Annotated in this window: 16 protein-coding genes and 1 riboswitch; of the genes, 11 read left to right on the top strand and 5 right to left on the bottom strand. The window is 64.5% G+C overall.

The window, feature by feature from the left end; translation table 11 throughout:
* The first annotated feature begins 38 nt into the window (after positions 1-38).
* A riboswitch (cobalamin riboswitch) is annotated at positions 39-228 on the top strand.
* Between the two features lie 268 nt (positions 229-496).
* From Amn_RS22690 to Amn_RS22675, 4 genes are all read left to right on the top strand, one after another.
* Positions 497-1546, top strand: a complete 1050-nt coding sequence (locus Amn_RS22690; protein ID WP_067957954.1) for an ABC transporter substrate-binding protein — start codon at positions 497-499, stop codon at positions 1544-1546.
* 61 nt (positions 1547-1607) lie between these two features.
* Complete coding sequence (locus tag Amn_RS22685) at positions 1608-2711, top strand: FecCD family ABC transporter permease (protein ID WP_154386392.1); 1104 nt, start codon at positions 1608-1610, stop codon at positions 2709-2711.
* Positions 2708-3481, top strand: a complete 774-nt coding sequence (locus tag Amn_RS22680) for an ABC transporter ATP-binding protein (RefSeq protein ID WP_067957960.1) — start codon at positions 2708-2710, stop codon at positions 3479-3481. The genes Amn_RS22685 and Amn_RS22680 overlap by 4 nt, the downstream gene beginning before the upstream one ends.
* Positions 3481-4476, top strand: coding sequence for an LLM class flavin-dependent oxidoreductase (locus tag Amn_RS22675; protein ID WP_286292074.1), 996 nt, complete (start codon positions 3481-3483; stop codon positions 4474-4476). Before Amn_RS22680 ends, Amn_RS22675 begins: the two co-directional genes overlap by 1 nt.
* Before the next feature lie 7 nt (positions 4477-4483).
* Here the strand turns inward: Amn_RS22675 and Amn_RS22670 are convergent, their stop codons facing one another.
* Positions 4484-5728, bottom strand: coding sequence for a TCR/Tet family MFS transporter (locus Amn_RS22670; RefSeq protein ID WP_067957965.1), 1245 nt, complete (start codon positions 5726-5728; stop codon positions 4484-4486).
* 293 nt (positions 5729-6021) lie between these two features.
* Between Amn_RS22670 and Amn_RS22665 the strand changes: the two genes are divergently transcribed.
* Positions 6022-7470 carry an aldehyde dehydrogenase family protein gene (locus Amn_RS22665; RefSeq protein ID WP_154386394.1) on the top strand — a complete coding sequence of 483 codons (1449 nt, stop codon included), beginning with the start codon at positions 6022-6024 and terminating at the stop codon, positions 7468-7470.
* Positions 7471-7704: 234 nt separating this feature from the next.
* Here Amn_RS22665 and Amn_RS22660 read toward each other — a convergent pair whose 3' ends face one another.
* From Amn_RS22660 to Amn_RS22650, 3 genes are all read right to left on the bottom strand, one after another.
* Positions 7705-8376 carry an MBL fold metallo-hydrolase gene (locus Amn_RS22660; protein WP_067966159.1) on the bottom strand — a complete coding sequence of 224 codons (672 nt, stop codon included), beginning with the start codon at positions 8374-8376 and terminating at the stop codon, positions 7705-7707.
* A gap of 50 nt (positions 8377-8426) precedes the next feature.
* On the bottom strand, positions 8427-9593 hold the full coding sequence (locus Amn_RS22655) for a diphosphate--fructose-6-phosphate 1-phosphotransferase (RefSeq protein ID WP_067957972.1): 1167 nt from the start codon (positions 9591-9593) through the stop codon (positions 8427-8429).
* A gap of 154 nt (positions 9594-9747) precedes the next feature.
* On the bottom strand, positions 9748-10479 hold the full coding sequence (locus Amn_RS22650) for a L,D-transpeptidase (RefSeq protein ID WP_067957975.1): 732 nt from the start codon (positions 10477-10479) through the stop codon (positions 9748-9750).
* 179 nt (positions 10480-10658) lie between these two features.
* Between Amn_RS22650 and Amn_RS22645 the strand changes: the two genes are divergently transcribed.
* The 3 genes from Amn_RS22645 (at position 10659) to xylB (ending at position 14282) form a co-directional block, all read left to right on the top strand.
* Entirely contained in the window at positions 10659-11282 is a 624-nt protein-coding gene (locus tag Amn_RS22645) for a LysE family translocator (RefSeq protein WP_067957979.1), read from the top strand.
* Between the two features lie 10 nt (positions 11283-11292).
* Positions 11293-12615 (top strand): tetratricopeptide repeat protein, encoded by a 1323-nt coding sequence (locus Amn_RS22640; RefSeq protein WP_154386395.1) that lies wholly within the window; start codon positions 11293-11295, stop codon positions 12613-12615.
* A 215-nt stretch (positions 12616-12830) separates the two neighbouring features.
* A complete protein-coding gene (gene xylB / locus Amn_RS22635; RefSeq protein ID WP_286292062.1) occupies positions 12831-14282 on the top strand; it encodes a xylulokinase in 1452 nt (483 codons plus the stop codon).
* 17 nt (positions 14283-14299) lie between these two features.
* Here xylB and Amn_RS22630 read toward each other — a convergent pair whose 3' ends face one another.
* The gene (locus Amn_RS22630) at positions 14300-14659 is read right to left on the bottom strand and encodes a nuclear transport factor 2 family protein (protein WP_067957985.1); all 360 of its coding nucleotides are present in this window, start codon (positions 14657-14659) and stop codon (positions 14300-14302) included.
* Between the two features lie 151 nt (positions 14660-14810).
* Here Amn_RS22630 and xylA point away from each other — a divergent pair, with 151 nt between their 5' ends.
* The 3 genes from xylA (at position 14811) to Amn_RS22615 (ending at position 17075) form a co-directional block, all read left to right on the top strand.
* The gene (xylA, locus tag Amn_RS22625) at positions 14811-16121 is read left to right on the top strand and encodes a xylose isomerase (RefSeq protein ID WP_067957987.1); all 1311 of its coding nucleotides are present in this window, start codon (positions 14811-14813) and stop codon (positions 16119-16121) included.
* Positions 16122-16246: 125 nt separating this feature from the next.
* Complete coding sequence (locus tag Amn_RS22620) at positions 16247-16735, top strand: GNAT family N-acetyltransferase (RefSeq protein WP_182575223.1); 489 nt, start codon at positions 16247-16249, stop codon at positions 16733-16735.
* Positions 16736-16844: 109 nt separating this feature from the next.
* On the top strand, positions 16845-17075 hold the full coding sequence (locus Amn_RS22615; protein ID WP_067966164.1) for a hypothetical protein: 231 nt from the start codon (positions 16845-16847) through the stop codon (positions 17073-17075).
* Positions 17076-17090: the final 15 nt, after the last annotated feature.

Here is a 17090-nt window from a genome sequence, read left to right as displayed (position 1 = left end):
TAGTCCCGGATGGCAACTTGACTTTACCTTGGCCGTCGATAGGTTGGCGCCGTCATGGTCTTCCGCCGCGAGGTGGAAGCTAAGAGGGAATCCGGTGCGAAACCGGAGCTGTCCCGCAACTGTAAGCGGTGAGCCTATTGCCCCTGTGTCACTGGCATTCGTGCCGGGAAGACGGGCGACAAGGCTAGGACCCGCGAGCCAGGAGACCTGCCTGACAGAGTGAGATTCCGTGGTCGGGGTGTGCCACAGGAATGCCGGTTCCCGTCCGGAAGCCCGTTTGCGGCTTTCGCCAGGTCTGCATTTCCGCATCCCCGCCAGGGCAGTCAGAGGTTGGCGCGGCGATGTCGGGAAGAACGGTTTCCCCAGAATATCGAAAGTTTGGGCAGACGCATTCGTCGCCTGCTGCCGTGGCATCGCGCCTCTACCTATTGTCCCGGACGCCTTCCGGGCATGGCAACGCCAGGCGTTGCGCACCCCTTTCAAGCAAGGAGAGATCATGAACATCAGACATTGGATCCTTTGGCTCGGGCTCGCCGCGGCATCCGCCATTGGCCTTGCGCCGGCGGCCGCGGATAGCTTCACGGACGATGCCGGCCGAACGGTCGAGCTGGAACTGCCGATCAAGCGGGCGGTGATCTTCAACCGCTACGCGGTCGAGTTCGCCCGCGCCATTGGCGCCATCGACAAGGTCGTTGGCGTCGATGCCAGCACGATGCGGGATCCGACCTACTGGCCGCAGTTCAAGGAAGCCGACATTGTCGGCCAAGGCCAGACGCAGCCCAATTACGAGGCGATCGTTGCGCTCAAGCCGGACTTGGTCATCATCCCTCGCAACGGCGTCTATGAGGAGGCAGCCAAGCAGCTCGAAGCCTTCGACATTCCGGTGCTGGTCGTCACCGCCTGGGACACGCTGCAGCATGTCGAAAACGTCACATTGTTCGGCAAGCTGTTCGACGAGAAGGAAAAGGCCGATGCGCTGAACGCCTACTACACCAAGTACATGGACCTGCTGGCCGAGCGTCTGAAGGGCGTCGAGCGTAAGAAGGTTTATCTTGAAGAGGTCCGTGATCTCGTGACCGTCACGCCCGGCTCAGGCTGGCACGACATGATCGAGGCCGGCGGCGGCACCAATGTCTTCGGCGACATCGACATCAAGAAGGAGCCGTCGTCGCGCGGCAACGAAAACAGCTTCACCGTCGATCCCGAGGAGATCATCGCGCGCAAGCCCGACCTGGTGATCAAGCTGCAGCCCGGCTCCTACCAGACCATCCCGGAGGCAAAATTCGCCGAGAGCTGGAGGGCGATCGTCGCGCGCGAGGAAATATCAGGCACGCCGGCAGGGCAGGCGGGCGATGTCCGCCTGATCAACTACTACCTCGCCGGCGGCTCGTCCAAGGTCACCGGCGCGCTGCAGGTCGCCAAGTGGCTCTATCCCGACCTCTTCACCGACGTCGATCCCGAGGCTGCGATGAAGGAATGGATCGAGATCTACCAGGGGCTGCCGTTCCAGGGCGGCATGACCTACCAGGGCACAGCCTCCAACTGATCGACCAGCACGCCGCCGCCCGTCAGGCGGCGGCGTACCCTCTCAATCCGGAGCCTAGACCATGGACATCGCAAGCAGTGCCGGTTTGGCGCGTGGCCAATCCGACGGCATTTCCAGCCTCTACCACCGAGCCGGCTATCGCAAGGCGGCTGTCATCTTGTGGTCGCTGCTTGTGCTGCTGCTCGTCGCCGGCGGCGTTGCCATCGTCGGCATCGCCGAGACGGGGCTGGTGACGCTGCTCATGGTCATCCTGCAAAAGGTCTCGTTCGGTCATTTCGTCGCCGAGGTCGATCCGCAGCAGGCGCGGGTGCTCGTTCATCTGCGCCTGCCGCGCGTCGTCATGGCCATGGTAGCCGGTGGGTCACTGGCATTCGCCGGTGTTTTGATGCAGGCGATCACCCGCAATCCGCTGGTTAGCCCCTACACGATCGGCGTGTCCTCGGCGGCGGCCTTCGGTGCCTCGATCGCCATCATGTTCGGCATAGGCTTCAGCGCCGCCGGGCTCTATTTCGTGCCGCTGACGGCATTTCTGTTCGCGCTCGGCTGCGCCGTGCTGGTGTTCTCCATGGCCTGGCTGCGCGGCATGGGGGCACAGACGATGGTGTTGACCGGCATTGCCCTGATGTACCTGTTCAGCGCCATGACCGCAGCCGTGCAGTTCGTCGCCACCCAGGAGCAACTGGCCCGGGTCGTGCACTGGACGTTCGGCAGCCTGAACGGCATCGGCTGGGATGCGGTTGCCGTCTCTGGTGCGGCACTGCTGGTCGCCCTGCCGCTGGCGCAGTCGCGGGCCTGGCAATTCAACGCGTTGACGAGCGCCGGCGACGACGTTTCGCGTTCGCTCGGCATCAATGTCGCGCTGCTGCGCGGCATCGCCGTCGTGCTGTCGGTGGTGGTCTCGGCGGTGGTCATCAGCTTCACCGGCGTGATCGGCTTTGTCGGGTTGATCGGGCCGCATGTCGCCCGGCTGTTGATCGGCAGCGACCATCGCCATCTCATCCCGTTTTCGGCGATCTGCGGCGCCATGCTGCTGCTTCTGGCCGACACTGTCGGGCGCATGGCGTTCAGCCCGACAGTCATTCCGGTCGGCATCGTCGTCGCCTTCGTCGGCGTGCCGCTGTTCCTGCACCTGATCCTGTCCAGGCGCTCGGAGTATTTTTCATGAGCGACTATCTTTCCGTCGACAAGGTCAGCTTCGGTTATGGCAGCCGCCCCGTGCTGCGCGAGGTCTCGGTCGGGCTGACGAAGGGCGACATACTCGGCCTCATCGGCCCCAATGGTGCCGGCAAGTCGACCCTGGTGCGGACCGTGCTCGGCCTTGCCACGCCGTCGTCGGGGCGGATCCTGCTCGACGGCCACGACATCCGCGCAATGTCGCCCAAAGTCCGCGCCCGCCGGATCGCCTATGTGCCGCAATCCTCGCCGCTCAGCTTTCCAGCGACGGTGTTCGAGACCTGCCTGCTCGGTCGCACACCGCATATGGGGGCGAGCCCGAGCCGTGGTGATCTCGCCGTCGTCGAGGACATGCTCAGGCGGCTGCGACTCGAGGATTTCGCCTTCCGTCCGATGTCGGAGCTCAGCGGCGGCGAACGCCAGCGTGTGATGCTTGCGCGTGCCCTGGCGCAGGAGACCGAGGTGCTGGTGCTCGACGAGCCGACGAGCGCGCTCGACATCGGCAACCAGCTATTCACCCTGCGCGTGGTGGCCGAGATCGCGCGCGAACGAGGTGTGACGGCACTGGTCGCCATTCATGACCTGTCGCTCGCCGCCCGCTTTTCCGACAGCCTGCTCCTGCTCGACAAGGGCGCCGTTGTCGGCCATGGCAACTGGCGGAGCACGTTGACCGAACAGACGGTGCGCGACGTCTATGGCGTCAATGTAGAGATCGGGCTGCTGCGCGACATTCCCGTTTTTGCCCCGCACGAGCTGACCTGATGCGGCTCGACATTTCAGGCTTTGCGCGAGGGGGAAGGGCCCAGAGCCACGCTTCGGTGTTGCGGCTCTGCGAAGACGTCGAGCGCATGGGCTTCGACGGCATCTGGTTCAACGAGTTTCATTTCCAGAACCCGCCGCAGGCTTATCCGTCGACCTTGATCCTCGCCTCCGCCATCCTTGCCCGGACGCAGCGCCTGCGGGTCGGCACCTCCATCGTGGTGACGCCGCTCTACCATCCATTCCTCTTGGCTGAGGAGGTGGCACAGTTGCACTGGCAGAGCGGCGGCCGCATCGACCTGGGCATCGGCCGTGGCACACATCCGGCGACGCTTGCCGCGCTGGGCATCGCCGCCGAGAGCACCAGGGCTCGTTTCGAGGACTCCTACCGGATCATGCGCGATGCCTGGACATCAGGCGCAAGGATCGAAGAGGGCGCGTGCTGGCCGGCTTCGGAGGTTTCGGTTGGACCGCTTCTTCCAGGCGAGATGGTGCCGGTCTATGTCGCCGGCACTTCGCGCGACACGCTTGGCTTCGCCGCCCGCGAGGGATTGCCGTTGCTGCTCAGTCTCGATCCGCCTGAAGTCGGGCAGCTTGCCACCTACCAGGCAATCCTCGAGGAGGAGGGCCATGCCTGCCGTCTGCGGGCGTCGCAACTGTCTCGCTATGTCTGCATCGCTCCGACGAAGGTGCAGGCGATGGGCAAGCTCGAAGAGCTCGTGCCGCGGCTGTTCGAACGTCGGGTTGCGTCGGCAAAGGCCGCAGGGCGGTCTACTGACCAGATCGTGATGCCCGACCGGCAGACGGCCATGGCGCGGCAGGTGATTGCAGGCTCGCCGGACGATTGTGTGGCGCAGCTCAAGGCGCTGGCGGCAGTTACGGGTATCGATGCCATGCGCCTGGTCTTCAACGGCAACGGCATCGTCGACATGGCGGCGGCGCTCGCCGACATGGAGTTTTTCGGACGCGAGGTGCTGCCAGCCTTGCGGCCCGCCTGAGCGCGTCTCAGGCGGCCTTGTCGGCCGCATCGGCACGGTCTGCCTTGCGCGCCACCACCCAGCCCAGCAGGGCCGCGCCGAAAAGCACGACCGCCGCGAGGTAGAAGGCGAGGCCGGGATAGGGCAGCGGCGTGCCGTCGCGCACGGTCCAGGCATAGACCGCGCCGAAGAACAGCGGCGAGGCGACGCCGGCGATGCTCGCCACGCTCATGTTGGCGCCTTGCAACTGGCCCTGCTCGAATTCGGAAACGCGCTGGGTCATCAGCGACTGCGTCGTCGGCATGGCGAGGCCCCAGAGCGCGTTCGGAATGATCGCCAGCGAGAACCAGAATCCCGTAGGCGCAAGGCCCATGCAGGCGATGCCGAAGGCGCCGGCAAACAGGCCGAACACCATCGTAGCGCGATCGCCGAAGCGCTTGACGGCCGGGCCGACGATCAGACCCTGGACGATCATGTCGAGCACCCCGACCATTGCCAGCAGCGTGCCGACCTCCCAGGCATGCCAGTTGTAGCGATAGGCGGCATAGAGCACGAACACCGCCGAAAAGACGTGATGGGCGAAATGCAGCAGGAAGGTCACTGCGGCGAGCCCGGTGAGCTCAGGGTGCGAACGCAGCAGCATCATCGCGCCGAACGGATTGGCGCGGCGCCAGGAAAACGACATGCGCTTTTCGCGCGGCAGAGATTCCGGCAGCACGAAGGCACCATAGAGGAACGCGAGCCCACTCATTGCCGCCGCCACCCAGAACGGCGCGCGTGGCGAGATCTCGCCGAGGAAGCCGCCCATCAGCGGACCGGCGACGAAACCGGCGCTGAAGGCAGCACCGATCAGGCCGTAGGCGCGGGCGCGGCCCTCGGGCGGGGTAATGTCGGCCATATAGGCGAAGACGGTTGTGAAGCTCGACGAGGTGATGCCGGCGACGATGCGGCCAAGCGCCAGCCACCACAGGTTCGGCGCCAGCGCCATCAGCACGTAATCGGCGGCAAGGCCCGCCGTCGACAAGAGGATGACGGGACGGCGACCATAGCGGTCGGACAGCGAGCCGATGATCGGCGAGCAGACGAACTGCATGAAAGCCCACAGCGCGATGAAGACACCGTTGATCCAGCCAGCATCGGCGTTGGACCCGGCGAACTCCTCGATCAGCGAAGGCAGCACCGGAATGATGATGCCCATGGCGACGATGTCGAGAACGGCGGTGACGAAGATGAAGGCGATTGCCGCCTGGCGCCGCGACGCTGTGATGGACATGATGGTGGCCTCGATGGACGTGCCTTATAAAACAACCTGACGCGCGATCCAGCCGTGGCGGCGTATATTGTCCAAACCTACTGACATTGGGGCAAGAGCACCGAAGCGCTGAACCAAGTCTTCACGCCTTGAAAAAGCCGACCTACAAATGCGGTCGGATTCGAGACACGGGCGCGCCGCGCGCCGTTCTACAAGACTGCCGACACTACTGCGCCGCGCGTCGAATTGGGTGCGCAAAGGACGCTGTAGCATTGTGAAACCGTGCATGATCCCCATGCACCAAGGAGCCTGCCATGCTGCGCAAGACGGATTTCTTCATCGACGGAAAGTGGGTCGCGCCGACGGTCGCCAAAGAGCTCGACGTCATCAACCCGGCCGACGAGCAGCCCTTCGCGGTGATCTCGCTGGGATCCGCCGCCGACGTCGACAAGGCGGTTGCCGCAGCGCAGCGCGCCTTCCCGGCGTGGAGCGCCACAAGCCGCGAACAACGTATCGCGCTCTTGGAAAAGCTGCTCGCCGCCTACAACAGGCGAGTGCGAGACATGGCCCAGGCGATTTCCTGGGAGATGGGCGCGCCGATCAAGCTGGCGCTGGAACAGCAGGCAGCCAGCGGCTCGGGCCACATCAAGAGCTTCATCGAGGTGCTGAAAAGCTTCGAATTCGAGGAGCCGCTCAACGACAAGAACCCGCAGGAGCGCATCGTGCGCGAGCCGATCGGTGTCTGCGGGCTGATCACGCCGTGGAACTGGCCGATGAACCAGGTGGCGTTGAAGGTCGTGCCGGCGCTGGCAGCCGGCTGCACGGTGGTGCTGAAGCCGTCTGAGATCGCGCCGATGTCGTCGATCGTGTTTGCCGAGATGATGGAGGAAGCAGGCTTCCCGGCCGGTGTCTTCAACATGGTCAATGGCGACGGGCCGACAGTCGGCGAGGCGATGTCGCGCCATCCCGGCATCGACATGATGTCCTTCACCGGTTCGACCCGCGCGGGCGTGGCCGTGACCAAGGCTTCCGCCGAGACGGTCAAGCGCGTGGCGCTGGAACTGGGCGGCAAGTCGCCCAACATCGTCTTCGACGACGCTGACCTCACCGACGCGGTGACGCGTGGGCTGGCGCATTGCTTCGAGAATACCGGCCAGTCCTGCAACGCCCCGACACGTATGCTGGTGCAGCGCCCGGTCTATGCCAAGGCGGTCGACATCGCGGCGAAATATGCCGCTACCGTCAAGGTCGGCAACCCGGCCGAGGATGGCGACCACATCGGCCCGCTGTCGTCCGACGTACAGTTCGAAAAGGTACAGGGCATGATCGATGCCGGTATCAAGGAGGGCGCGCGTGTCGTTGCCGGCGGCCTCGGTCGGCCCGAAGGTTTCAACCGCGGCTATTATGTACGCCCGACGGTGTTTGCCGACGCCAACAACGACATGCGCATCGCCCGCGAGGAGATTTTCGGCCCTGTCGTGGCGATGATCCCGTTCGAAACGGAAGAGGAAGCCATCGCCATCGCCAACGATACGCCCTACGGCCTGTCGGCCTATGTCCAGACCGGCGACAAGGCGCGCGCCCAACGCGTGGCGCGCAAGCTCCGTGCCGGCATGGTGCAGATCAACGGCACCGACCGCCCCTATGGCAGCCCCTTCGGCGGCTACAAGCAGTCCGGCCTCGGCCGCGAGGGCGGCAAATGGGGCATCGAGGATTTCCTCGAGGTCAAGGCGATCAGCGGGTTCGAGGAAGGTCTGGGCTGATCTCTTTTCGTCTCAAGAGGTTCCCCCTCTCCGTCACGGCTTCGCCGTGCCACCTCTCCCCCACGTTGTGGGGGCGAGGAACCCAAGTTTCTGCGAGGTCGCACTCTACCTGTGCAGACCAGTCAATTTCGCTAGGGCCTGCGTGATTGGCGTTTCCTCTCCCTCACGGAGTGGGGAAAAGGTGGCTCGGGCGAAGCCCGACACGGAGAGGGGCTTCAAGCGAAACCGCCTCTCTTAACCCCCGTTCCGCCTCAAATATTCCATGGCAATCTTACGCATCCTTGTGCCATCGATGCTGTCGGCGTGGCCGCCATGGGCGATGCTTACCGGCAGATCGATGAGGCGCCGCATGGTGGCACAATAGGCGGTGCGGTCGGAATCCGGCATGTCGTCGACCAGAAGCCCACAATGGATGGCGTCGCCCGAGAACAGCGTGCCGTCATGGCAGTCGAACAGGCCGATCGAACCGGGCGAATGGCCGGGCAGATGCAGCACGGTAAAGCTGCGATCGCCAAGCTCGATGACATCGCCCTCTTCAAGCAGGCGGTCAAGCGGCGCAGGCACAATGGCATAGTCGGCGGAGCTCCAGCCGGGCCAGGGCAGTTCCGAAACCGCGCCGGGAAAATTGCGGAACATATTGGCATAGGTGGCCTCGTCGGGCATCGTCGCGAAGAATTCCGCTTCGACGCGGGGGCCGGCACGCCAGGCAAATTCGTGCAGCGAACCGACATGGTCGAGATGCACGTGGGTTGCTACGGCGAGCAGCGGCTTGCCCGGCGTGATGTCGATTTCGGGTGCGAGCGCACAGATGCCCATGCCGGTGTCGACAAGCATGTCGAGGTCGCGGCCGCGCACCAGCCACATATTGGCGCGACAATAGTCAGTGACGAAGGGCTCGCTCAGCATCGTCGTCGTCGCGTCGACGATGGTTCTCGAAAACCAGCCGGGACGGGGCTTCACACGAAGGGCCTGCCGATCTTGAAGCGGCCGGGCACCAACCGCCTGAGATAGTCCATGCCCTTTTCGGACAGATGGTTGACGTCTGGCAACATGTAGTCGTCGGGCATGTGCCGGGTCTTGCCGGCGACATTGGCCAGCGGCACCAGCTTCAACACGGTCTTGCCGCCCTCATATTTCAGCGCCACCGAGCCGCCGCCCTTGTCGGCCGCATCGACGGCGAAGACGCCGGCGTCGAAGGCCTCCTGCGCGTCGACGGCATTGACCGCGCCGATGTAGCCGCGCGGCATGTAACCGAGCGCGTCGACACGGGCGCGCTTGCCCGGCAGGCCTTCGGCGAGCGCGTTCTCGAAGGCGCGGCTCAGGTCGCTGCCCGAAAGCTTGATGTTGCCATGGGCGTCGCGCTCAAGCTTGTCGGCAGGCACGATGCTCTCGACCAACGCCTTGCCGTCGGCGGTGCTGACGCCTTCGGAAACCGCAACGACGCAACGACGATGGCGGGCCAGCGTCTCCTTCACCTCGTCGATGAAGCGCGGCACGGAGAAGGCACGCTCCGGAACGTAGATCAGGTGCGGCCCATCGGTGTCTTCGTCGCGCCATGCGGCGGCGGCGGCGGTCAGGAAGCCGGCATGACGGCCCATGACGATGCCGACATAGATGCCGGGCAAGGCGCGGAAATCGAGATCGACCGAGAGGAAGGCGCCGGCGACGAATTCCGCCGCCGAAATGAAGCCCGGAGTGTGGTCGTTTTCCTTGAGGTCGTTGTCGATGGTCTTGGGCGCGTGCACGAAGGCGATACTGCCCTGGGCCGCATCCGTCAGGATCTGCTGGGTGCCGGCGGTGTCGTTGCCGCCAATATAGATGAAAGCGCGCGCATCGGCCTTCTTCAGGCCTTCGAGCACGAGATCGCAATAGGCGGCATCAGGCTTGTCGCGCGTGCTGCCGAGGGCCGCGCCCGGGGTCGCCGCGATGCGCAGCAACTGCTCCTCAGGGATGTCGGTCAAGTCGACATAGTCACCGTCGCGGATACCGCGCACGCCGTGCCGCGAGCCGAGGACCCGCGCCTTGGGATGGCGGCGGCGGATTTCGAGCACGGCACCCGCCATGGTCTGGTTGATGACGGCGGTCGGTCCGCCGCCTTGCGCAATCACGAATGTCGAGGGCATGGTCGTCCTCCCCAAGGGTGCCGGAAATCGCCGTCGGAATGGCGCTGTTTTCCGGCACATTCGCCCTTCTGGCGAAGCGACGCAATGGGAGATTCAACCGGTTCGTAAGGTTTCGGAGATGAGCGGGCCGGAGCTTCCGCTCCGGCCGTCTGCTTTAGCCGACGACGATCGGCGTCTTGCCGTTGACGCGGCTGTAGAGGTCAATGACGTCCTGGTTGATCATGCGCACACACCCCGACGACATCGCCTGGCCGATGGTCCACCATTCGGGCGAGCCATGGACGCGGTAGCCGGTGTCCTGGCCGTTCTGGAAGATGTAGAGGGCACGCGCCCCGAGTGGATTGTCGAGGCCGCCTGGCTGGCCACCGGCCCATTTCACCAGCTCCGGCTTGCGCGCGATCATCTCGCGCGGCGGCGTCCAGGTCGGCCACTTCTTGCCATACTGGATGTTGGCGCGTCCGCTCCACAGGAAGCCGTCGCGACCTATGCCGACGCCGTAGCGGATGGCTTCGCCGCCGGGCTGGACAAGATAGAGGAAACGTTCCTGCAGCTTGACGACGATGGTGCCGGGGGCTTCGCCGGTCGGATCGACGACGATCTGGCGGCGGAATTTCGGATCGACCTTGGCAAAGGGGATTTCCGGCAGCTGGAATCCTTCGTCGGTGAAGGACGCATACATCACATTCGGGCTGGTGACCTGCTTGTCGACGCTGATCTGCGGGCGGACCGAACCGGTGACGGTGTTGTCCAGGCCCATCGCCGGCAACTCGAAGTCCATGGCACGGCTGCAGCCGGCGACCAAGCCAGCGGCACCGAGGCCGAACAGCACGTTGCGACGCGAGGCAAGTTTCGAAAATTCGGTCTTCGGAGCAGGCGACTTCGACACGGCACAATTCCACTCTATACGCGGGGCGGCCAGGCACCGGAGTGAAACTCCGGCTGTGGATCGCGTGTATTTTCACCATTCATGGTTGAAAAAGCATGAACGCCGCCTGCCGCGCGTTAAGGGCTTTACATCGGCGCGGAGCCGGAGCTTGATCCCGCATCCAATGAGGGAGAGTTGCCATGTCGTTTGAAAGCTGGGCCGCCTTTGCCGCCGCGTCCGCGGTGCTTCTCGTCATCCCGGGGCCCACGATCCTGCTCGTCGTATCCTACGCGCTCGGCCAGGGCTGGCGCACGGCACTGCCGATGGCCGTCGGCGTGGCGCTGGGCGATTTCACCGCCATGACGCTGTCAATGCTGGGCATCGGCGCGCTGCTTGCCGCGTCCGCCACAGTCTTCACCATCGTCAAGTGGATCGGTGCCGCCTATCTGATCTATCTCGGCATCAAGCTGTTCCGCGCCGGTGGCACGCTGGACGCCAAACCGCGCACGGATGCCGCGTCTGCCGCCAAGATGATGGCGCATGCCTGGATCGTGACCGCGCTGAACCCCAAGAGCATCACCTTTTTCGTGGCCTTCCTGCCGCAGTTCCTCGACCGCAGCGGCGATTTCTGGACGCAGATGGTGATCTTCGAGCTGACCTTCCTGACGCTCGCCTTCGCCAACGCCTTCGGCTACGCGCTGGTGGCTGCACGGGCGCGAAGTGTCGTGTCCAATCCTCGCGCGATCCGCATTTTCAACCGTACCGGTGGCACGCTTCTGGTCGGCGCCGGCATTGCCGCTGCGGCCACCCGCTCCGGGCACTGAGGAAGCTGTGATGGTGAAGGACGGGCTCGGGCTTGCGCTGAGCGGCGCCGATGCGGCGGCGGCTGCGCACTACGAGCGCGGGGTGAGCGAACTCCAGCGCTTTGTCGGCGATCCGGTCGGATCGGCCGACAAAGCGATCGCGACCGCGCCCGACTTTACCATGGCGCATGTACTCAAGGGCTGGCTCTATGGCCTCTCCACTGAACTTGAGGCGATGGCGGTGGCGCGGGATTGCCACGCTGCGGCTGCAGGGCTCGCGGCGACGGCGAGGGAAAAGGCCCATGTCGCGGCTCTCGGACGCCTCGCTAGCGGGCATTGGCATGAGGCCGGGCGTATCCTCAGCGAGCTGACGGCGGAGCATCCCACCGATGCATTGGCGTTGCAGGCCGGGCACCAGATCGATTTCTTCACCGGAAACGCCCCGATGCTGCGCGATCGTATCGCCAGGGCGCTATCGTCATGGGGCATGGGCATGCCCGGTTATCACGCCATACTCGGCATGCAGGCCTTCGGTTTCGAGGAGATGGGCGACTATGCCAGGGCCGAGGCGTTGGGGCGCGAGGCGGTCGAGCTCGAGCCGCGCGACGGCTGGGCCCAGCATGCGGTGGCGCATGTGATGGAGATGCAGAGCCGCCAGCGCGATGGCATCGCCTGGATGCGCGGCAACACCGACGCGTGGACGAAGGAGAGCTTTCTCCAGGTCCACAACTGGTGGCACTTGGCGCTGTTTCACTACGATCTCGGCGAGACCGACGAGGTGCTGGCGCTTTATGACGGACCGATCTACGGCGCGCAATCGAAGCTGGCGCTCAACATGGTCGATGCCTCGGCGATCCTGTGGCGGCTCAATCTCGGCGGTGTCGATGTCGGCGAGCGCTGGGCGAGCCTTGCCGCCAACTGGGCACCGAAGGCCGCGGCCGGCAACTATGCCTTCAACGATGCACACGCGATGATGGCCTTTGTCGGCGCCGGGCTGGAAGCGCCGGCTAAGGCGATGCTCTATGCCCAGCGCGAGGCGATTGCCCGCGACGATGACAACGCCGCATTCGCCCGGGATGTCGGCCATCCCGTCACATTGGCGATCAAGGCCTTCGGGGAAGGGCGTTATGGCGAGACGGTGCGGCTGCTCGAGCCTGTCCGGACTATCGCCCACCGTTTCGGTGGCAGCCATGCCCAGCGCGACGTGATCGAACTGACGCTGATCGAGGCGGCCCTGCGCGACGGCAACGATGCGCTTGCCGTGAAGCTTGCCTCCGCCCGTAACAACGCGCGGCCGGCCAGTCCGCTCTCGAGCCTGTTCGTCCAGCGCGCCGCGCTGCTCGCGCATGGCTGATCTGGGCTGACAGCGCTTTCCGAGGCGTTTGATTTTATTTTTTGCGAGTTCCGAAATAAATGTCGACCCGACCCCGGAATGTTTGCTAATAAGCAGCGTCCGTCGGAGGAACGGGACGATGGCCTGGCCGTTTCTGCCTGTTGGCGATGAAGGCCGGCCAATGACGTGAGAGGATGGACGCTTGCCGTCCGCGTCGCTCATTCGGGAGGAATGGCATGTATCTGGGGCTCGATCTCGGCACGTCAGGCGTGAAGGCACTGCTGATGGACGCCGACCAAAAGATCATTGGTTCCGGCCATGGTTCGCTCGACGTCTCCAGGCCGCATCACGGCTGGTCCGAGCAGGACCCTGCCGAATGGATCCGCGCCGCAGAAGAGGCGGTCGCCGAGCTCAGGTCCGCGCATCCAACAGAACTTGCCGCCGTGCGTGGCATCGGCCTCTCCGGCCAGATGCATGGCGCAACGCTGCTCGACGCCGCGGGAAAGGTGCTGCGCCCCTGCATCCTCTGGAACGACACGCGCAGCTTTGCCGAGGCGGCCAGCCTCGACGCCGATCCGCGCTTCCGCAAGATCACCGGCAACATCGTATTCCCTGGCTTCACCGCCCCCAAGCTCGCCTGGGTGCAGGCCAACGAGCCCGACATCTTCGCCAAGGTGGCAAAGGTGCTCCTGCCCAAGGACTACCTCAGGCTCTGGCTGTCAGGCGAATACATCTCCGAAATGTCCGACGCGGCCGGCACTTCCTGGCTCGACGTCGCGGTGAGGCGCTGGTCGCCGGAGCTGCTCGCCGCCACTGGCCTTAGCACCGACCATATGCCGTCGCTGGTCGAGGGTACCGACCAGGCAGGCACGCTGCGCGGCGAACTGGCTTCGAAATGGGGCATGGGGCAGGGCGTGGTGATATCAGGCGGTGCGGGCGACAATGCCGCCTCCGCCTGCGGGATGGGCACCGTCAAGCCGGGTGCTGCCTTCGTGTCGCTCGGTACGTCGGGTGTGCTGTTTGCGGCCAATGGCGCTTACCTGCCCAACCCGGAAAGTGCCGTTCACACCTTCTGCCATGCGTTGCCGCAGGCTTGGCACCAGATGGGCGTCATCCTGTCGGCGACGGATTCGCTCAACTGGCTGAGCAACATATCGGGCAAGGACGCGGCCGAGTTGACACGCGAACTCGGCGACGAATTGCGCGCTCCCTCAGGTGTCACCTTCCTCCCCTATCTCTCGGGCGAACGGACCCCACACAATGACGCGGTGATCCGCGGCTCGTTTACCGGCCTGGCCCATGAGATCGACCGCGCGGGCCTGACCCAGGCCGTGCTCGAAGGCGTTGCCTTCGCTTTCCGCGACAGTCTTGAAGCGCTGGCGTCGGCTGGAACGACGCTGACGCGGGTGACCGCCATCGGCGGCGGCTCACGCTCGCGCTACTGGCTGAAGGCGATCGCCACTGCCCTCAGCGTGCCGGTCGACATTCCCGCCGACGGCGATTTCGGGGCTGCCTTCGGCGCTGCGCGTCTCGGCCTGATCGCTGCCGAAGGTGCTGACCCGCACCAGGTTTGCACGCCGCCTGATACCGCCGAAACCATCGAACCTGTGGGAGCACTGGCAGGCGCCTATGACGAGGCCTACCAGCGCTATCGTAAGCTCTATGCGGCGATCCGGGGGACAATGTGAACGCCGAGCGTGCCAGATCAGCCCGGCACCTTGTCAAGAAAGCCGGTGATGAGGCTCAGGCGCCCGTCCTTGATGGTGGCGAAGTCAGAGCCTTCTATCACGGCTTCCGCGCCATCGGGACCAAGGCCCCAGGAAAAGCGGATGTTGTCGCCGAAGCCGTCGGCCTTGCCCTTCAGCTTGAAGCGGAAGCCGGGAAACTGGCCGTGCACGCCGGTGATGAGCGCGTCGATGCCGGCATGGCCGTCGCCCTGCATGATCGGGTCGCGATAGCTGACGCCGGTGGCGAAGGCAGCTTCGACAAGTCCCTTGCGGGCGGCGGCGTCGGTCTCGTTCCAGGCGACGAAATAGGCCTCGGCGATGGCGTTGTAGTCGGTCATTTCTGCTCTCCGTCTGACACGTCTTGGTTGACGCCACCCTTGTCGCAGCGGGCGCGAATGAAACCAATTACGCCTGAGGTAATCGAACACGGAAATTCGGCGACCGCCCCAAAACGGGCGGTCATGCGTATTCACTGAAAGGAGTTTTGCCATGAGCACCGGCTATTTCGGCGACATCAAGCCCGTCCGCTACGAAGGCCCCGACAGCACCAATCCGCTGGCCTATCGCCATTACAACGCCGACGAGGTGGTGCTGGGCAAAAGGCTGGAAGACCATCTGCGCTTCGCCGTTGCCTACTGGCATACATTCGCCTGGCCGGGCGGCGATCCGTTCGGCGGCCAGACCTTCGAGCGGCCCTGGTTTGGCGAGACGATGGAGAACGCCAGGCTGAAGGCCGATGTCGCCTTCGAGCTGTTTTCGCTGCTGGGCGTTCCCTACTATTGCTTCCACGATGCCGATGTGCGGCCGGAGGGTGCCAACTTCACCGAGAGTGCAAAGCGCCTCGACGAGATCGCCGACTATTTCGAAGCCAAGATGGCCAAGACAGGCGTCAAGCTTTTGTGGGGCACTGCGAACCTGTTCTCCAACCGCCGCTTCATGGCGGGTGCCGCGACCAACCCCGATCCCGATGTCTTTGCTTATGCGGCGGCGACGGTGAAGCATTGCATGGATGTCACCAAGCGGCTCAAGGGCGAGAACTACGTGTTGTGGGGCGGTCGCGAGGGCTACGAGACTCTGCTCAACACCGACATGGGCCGTGAGCTCGACCAGCTCGGGCGCTTCCTCAATCTGGTCGTCGACTACAAGCACAGAAGCGGCTTCACCGGCACCATCCTGATCGAACCCAAGCCGCAGGAGCCGACCAAGCACCAGTACGATTACGACGTCGCCACCGTCTATGGCTTCCTCAGGAAGTACGGGCTGGAGAACGAGGTGAAGGTCAATATCGAGCAGGGGCACGCGATCCTGGCCGGCCACTCCTTCGAGCACGAACTGGCGACCGCCAATGCGCTCGGCATCTTCGGCTCCATCGACATGAACCGCAACGACTACCAGTCGGGCTGGGACACCGACCAGTTCCCCAACAACGTGCCTGAAATGGCGCTTGCCTATTACCACGTGCTTGCCGGTGGCGGCTTCAAGTCAGGCGGCACCAATTTCGACGCCAAGCTGCGCCGCCAGTCGCTCGACGCCGAAGACCTGCTGGTCGCCCATATCGGCGGCATGGACGCTTGCGCGCGCGGCCTCAAGGCCGCGGCGAAGATGATCGAGGACAAGGCGCTGTCGGGTCCGCTCGAGGCGCGTTACGCCGGCTGGAATTCGGCTGAAGCCAAGGCGATGCTGGCTGGCGAACGCAGCCTCGAGCAGATCGCCGCGCGCGTCGTCGCCGCCGGCATTGAGCCGCAGCCGAAGTCGGGCCGGCAGGAATATCTGGAGAACGTCGTCAACCGCTACGTCTGACGGCTTCGCACGACGATGAACGACGGCGCCGGCCCCGAGGGCTGGCGCCATTTCTTGTCCGCACTGTCCGATGCCCAAACGCAGTCCTGCTGCTAGATGGACGCCTGGAAAGCAGGAGAGAGAGCATGGACATGCGCAACATCTTGGTGCGGCCGGCGAATACAGAGGACTTCGCCGCGGTAAAGCAGGTGTTGGCCGACACGTTCGAGAGCACCTGGCGGCCGGAGATCACCGAAGCGGCTGCCGAACGCTACCTCTCGTCCGATGTCGGCGGCCGTTATGTCGATGAAAACGGCCCCGCCTTCTGGGTCGCGGAAGTCGACGGCCAGGTCGCCGGCATGGTCCACTGGAGTGGCGACTTCATCGAAGCATTGCACGTCTCCGGCAGATTCCAGCGCCTCGGCCTCGGCAGGCTGCTGCTGGCGCGGGCCGAACAGGAGATCGGCAAGGCCGGTTTGCCGAAAGTACGGCTCGAAACCGATACGTTCAACCAGCAGAGCCAGGCCTTCTACCGCGCGCTCGGCTATGTCGAGACGGCAAATTATCCCGACGAGGAATGGGACAGCGGGCTGACCACTGTGCTGTTCGAAAAGTCGCTCGGTCGCGGACGGTGACAGGACAGGAATCGCATGGGTTGAGCCCCGGTGCGCAGGTGCACGCCTGCCCCTGAATTGCCTCTTTCTCGCCCTCAAGATGCCAGTCGAATCAGCGACTTACCGCGCCATGAGACGGGAACAAGAGACTTTCATCACACATGGCCACGAACCGGCGATCGACGCCCTGCTAAACAGGTCGGAGACCGGTTCGATCGTCGACCGGCTGATGGCATTACCGCCGTTGCTGGAGCCTGAGCTTTCCGACGAATGGACCCGGGCGGTTGCGTCACGCCTCGAGGCCATATTGGCCCAGAGCATGCGTTCGCGCATCGACGGCGTCGTCAACCAGGCGGCCTGATCCCAACAGCGTGGT

Origin of the sequence: Aminobacter sp. Y103A (assembly GCF_030294925.1) — a bacterium.
GTDB lineage: Bacteria > Pseudomonadota > Alphaproteobacteria > Rhizobiales > Rhizobiaceae > Aminobacter > Aminobacter ciceronei.
The sequence above is the reverse complement of the archived record's forward strand: the minus strand, read 5'-3'. Positions and strand labels throughout refer to the sequence as shown.

What these genes read in the sequence shown, in the direction of transcription:
- Amn_RS22690 (WP_067957954.1), top strand. Translation starts at nt 497, where the DNA reads ATGAACATCAGACATTGGATCCTTTGGCTCGGGCTCGCCGCGGCATCC.
- Amn_RS22685 (WP_154386392.1), top strand. Translation starts at nt 1,608, where the DNA reads ATGGACATCGCAAGCAGTGCCGGTTTGGCGCGTGGCCAATCCGACGGC.
- Amn_RS22680 (WP_067957960.1), top strand. Translation starts at nt 2,708, where the DNA reads ATGAGCGACTATCTTTCCGTCGACAAGGTCAGCTTCGGTTATGGCAGC.
- Amn_RS22675 (WP_286292074.1), top strand. Translation starts at nt 3,481, where the DNA reads ATGCGGCTCGACATTTCAGGCTTTGCGCGAGGGGGAAGGGCCCAGAGC.
- Amn_RS22670 (WP_067957965.1), bottom strand. Translation starts at nt 5,728, where the DNA reads ATGTCCATCACAGCGTCGCGGCGCCAGGCGGCAATCGCCTTCATCTTC.
- Amn_RS22665 (WP_154386394.1), top strand. Translation starts at nt 6,022, where the DNA reads ATGCTGCGCAAGACGGATTTCTTCATCGACGGAAAGTGGGTCGCGCCG.
- Amn_RS22660 (WP_067966159.1), bottom strand. Translation starts at nt 8,376, where the DNA reads ATGCTGAGCGAGCCCTTCGTCACTGACTATTGTCGCGCCAATATGTGG.
- Amn_RS22655 (WP_067957972.1), bottom strand. Translation starts at nt 9,593, where the DNA reads ATGCCCTCGACATTCGTGATTGCGCAAGGCGGCGGACCGACCGCCGTC.
- Amn_RS22645 (WP_067957979.1), top strand. Translation starts at nt 10,659, where the DNA reads ATGTCGTTTGAAAGCTGGGCCGCCTTTGCCGCCGCGTCCGCGGTGCTT.
- Amn_RS22640 (WP_154386395.1), top strand. Translation starts at nt 11,293, where the DNA reads ATGGTGAAGGACGGGCTCGGGCTTGCGCTGAGCGGCGCCGATGCGGCG.
- xylB (WP_286292062.1), top strand. Translation starts at nt 12,831, where the DNA reads ATGTATCTGGGGCTCGATCTCGGCACGTCAGGCGTGAAGGCACTGCTG.
- Amn_RS22630 (WP_067957985.1), bottom strand. Translation starts at nt 14,659, where the DNA reads ATGACCGACTACAACGCCATCGCCGAGGCCTATTTCGTCGCCTGGAAC.
- xylA (WP_067957987.1), top strand. Translation starts at nt 14,811, where the DNA reads ATGAGCACCGGCTATTTCGGCGACATCAAGCCCGTCCGCTACGAAGGC.
- Amn_RS22620 (WP_182575223.1), top strand. Translation starts at nt 16,247, where the DNA reads ATGGACATGCGCAACATCTTGGTGCGGCCGGCGAATACAGAGGACTTC.
- Amn_RS22615 (WP_067966164.1), top strand. Translation starts at nt 16,845, where the DNA reads ATGAGACGGGAACAAGAGACTTTCATCACACATGGCCACGAACCGGCG.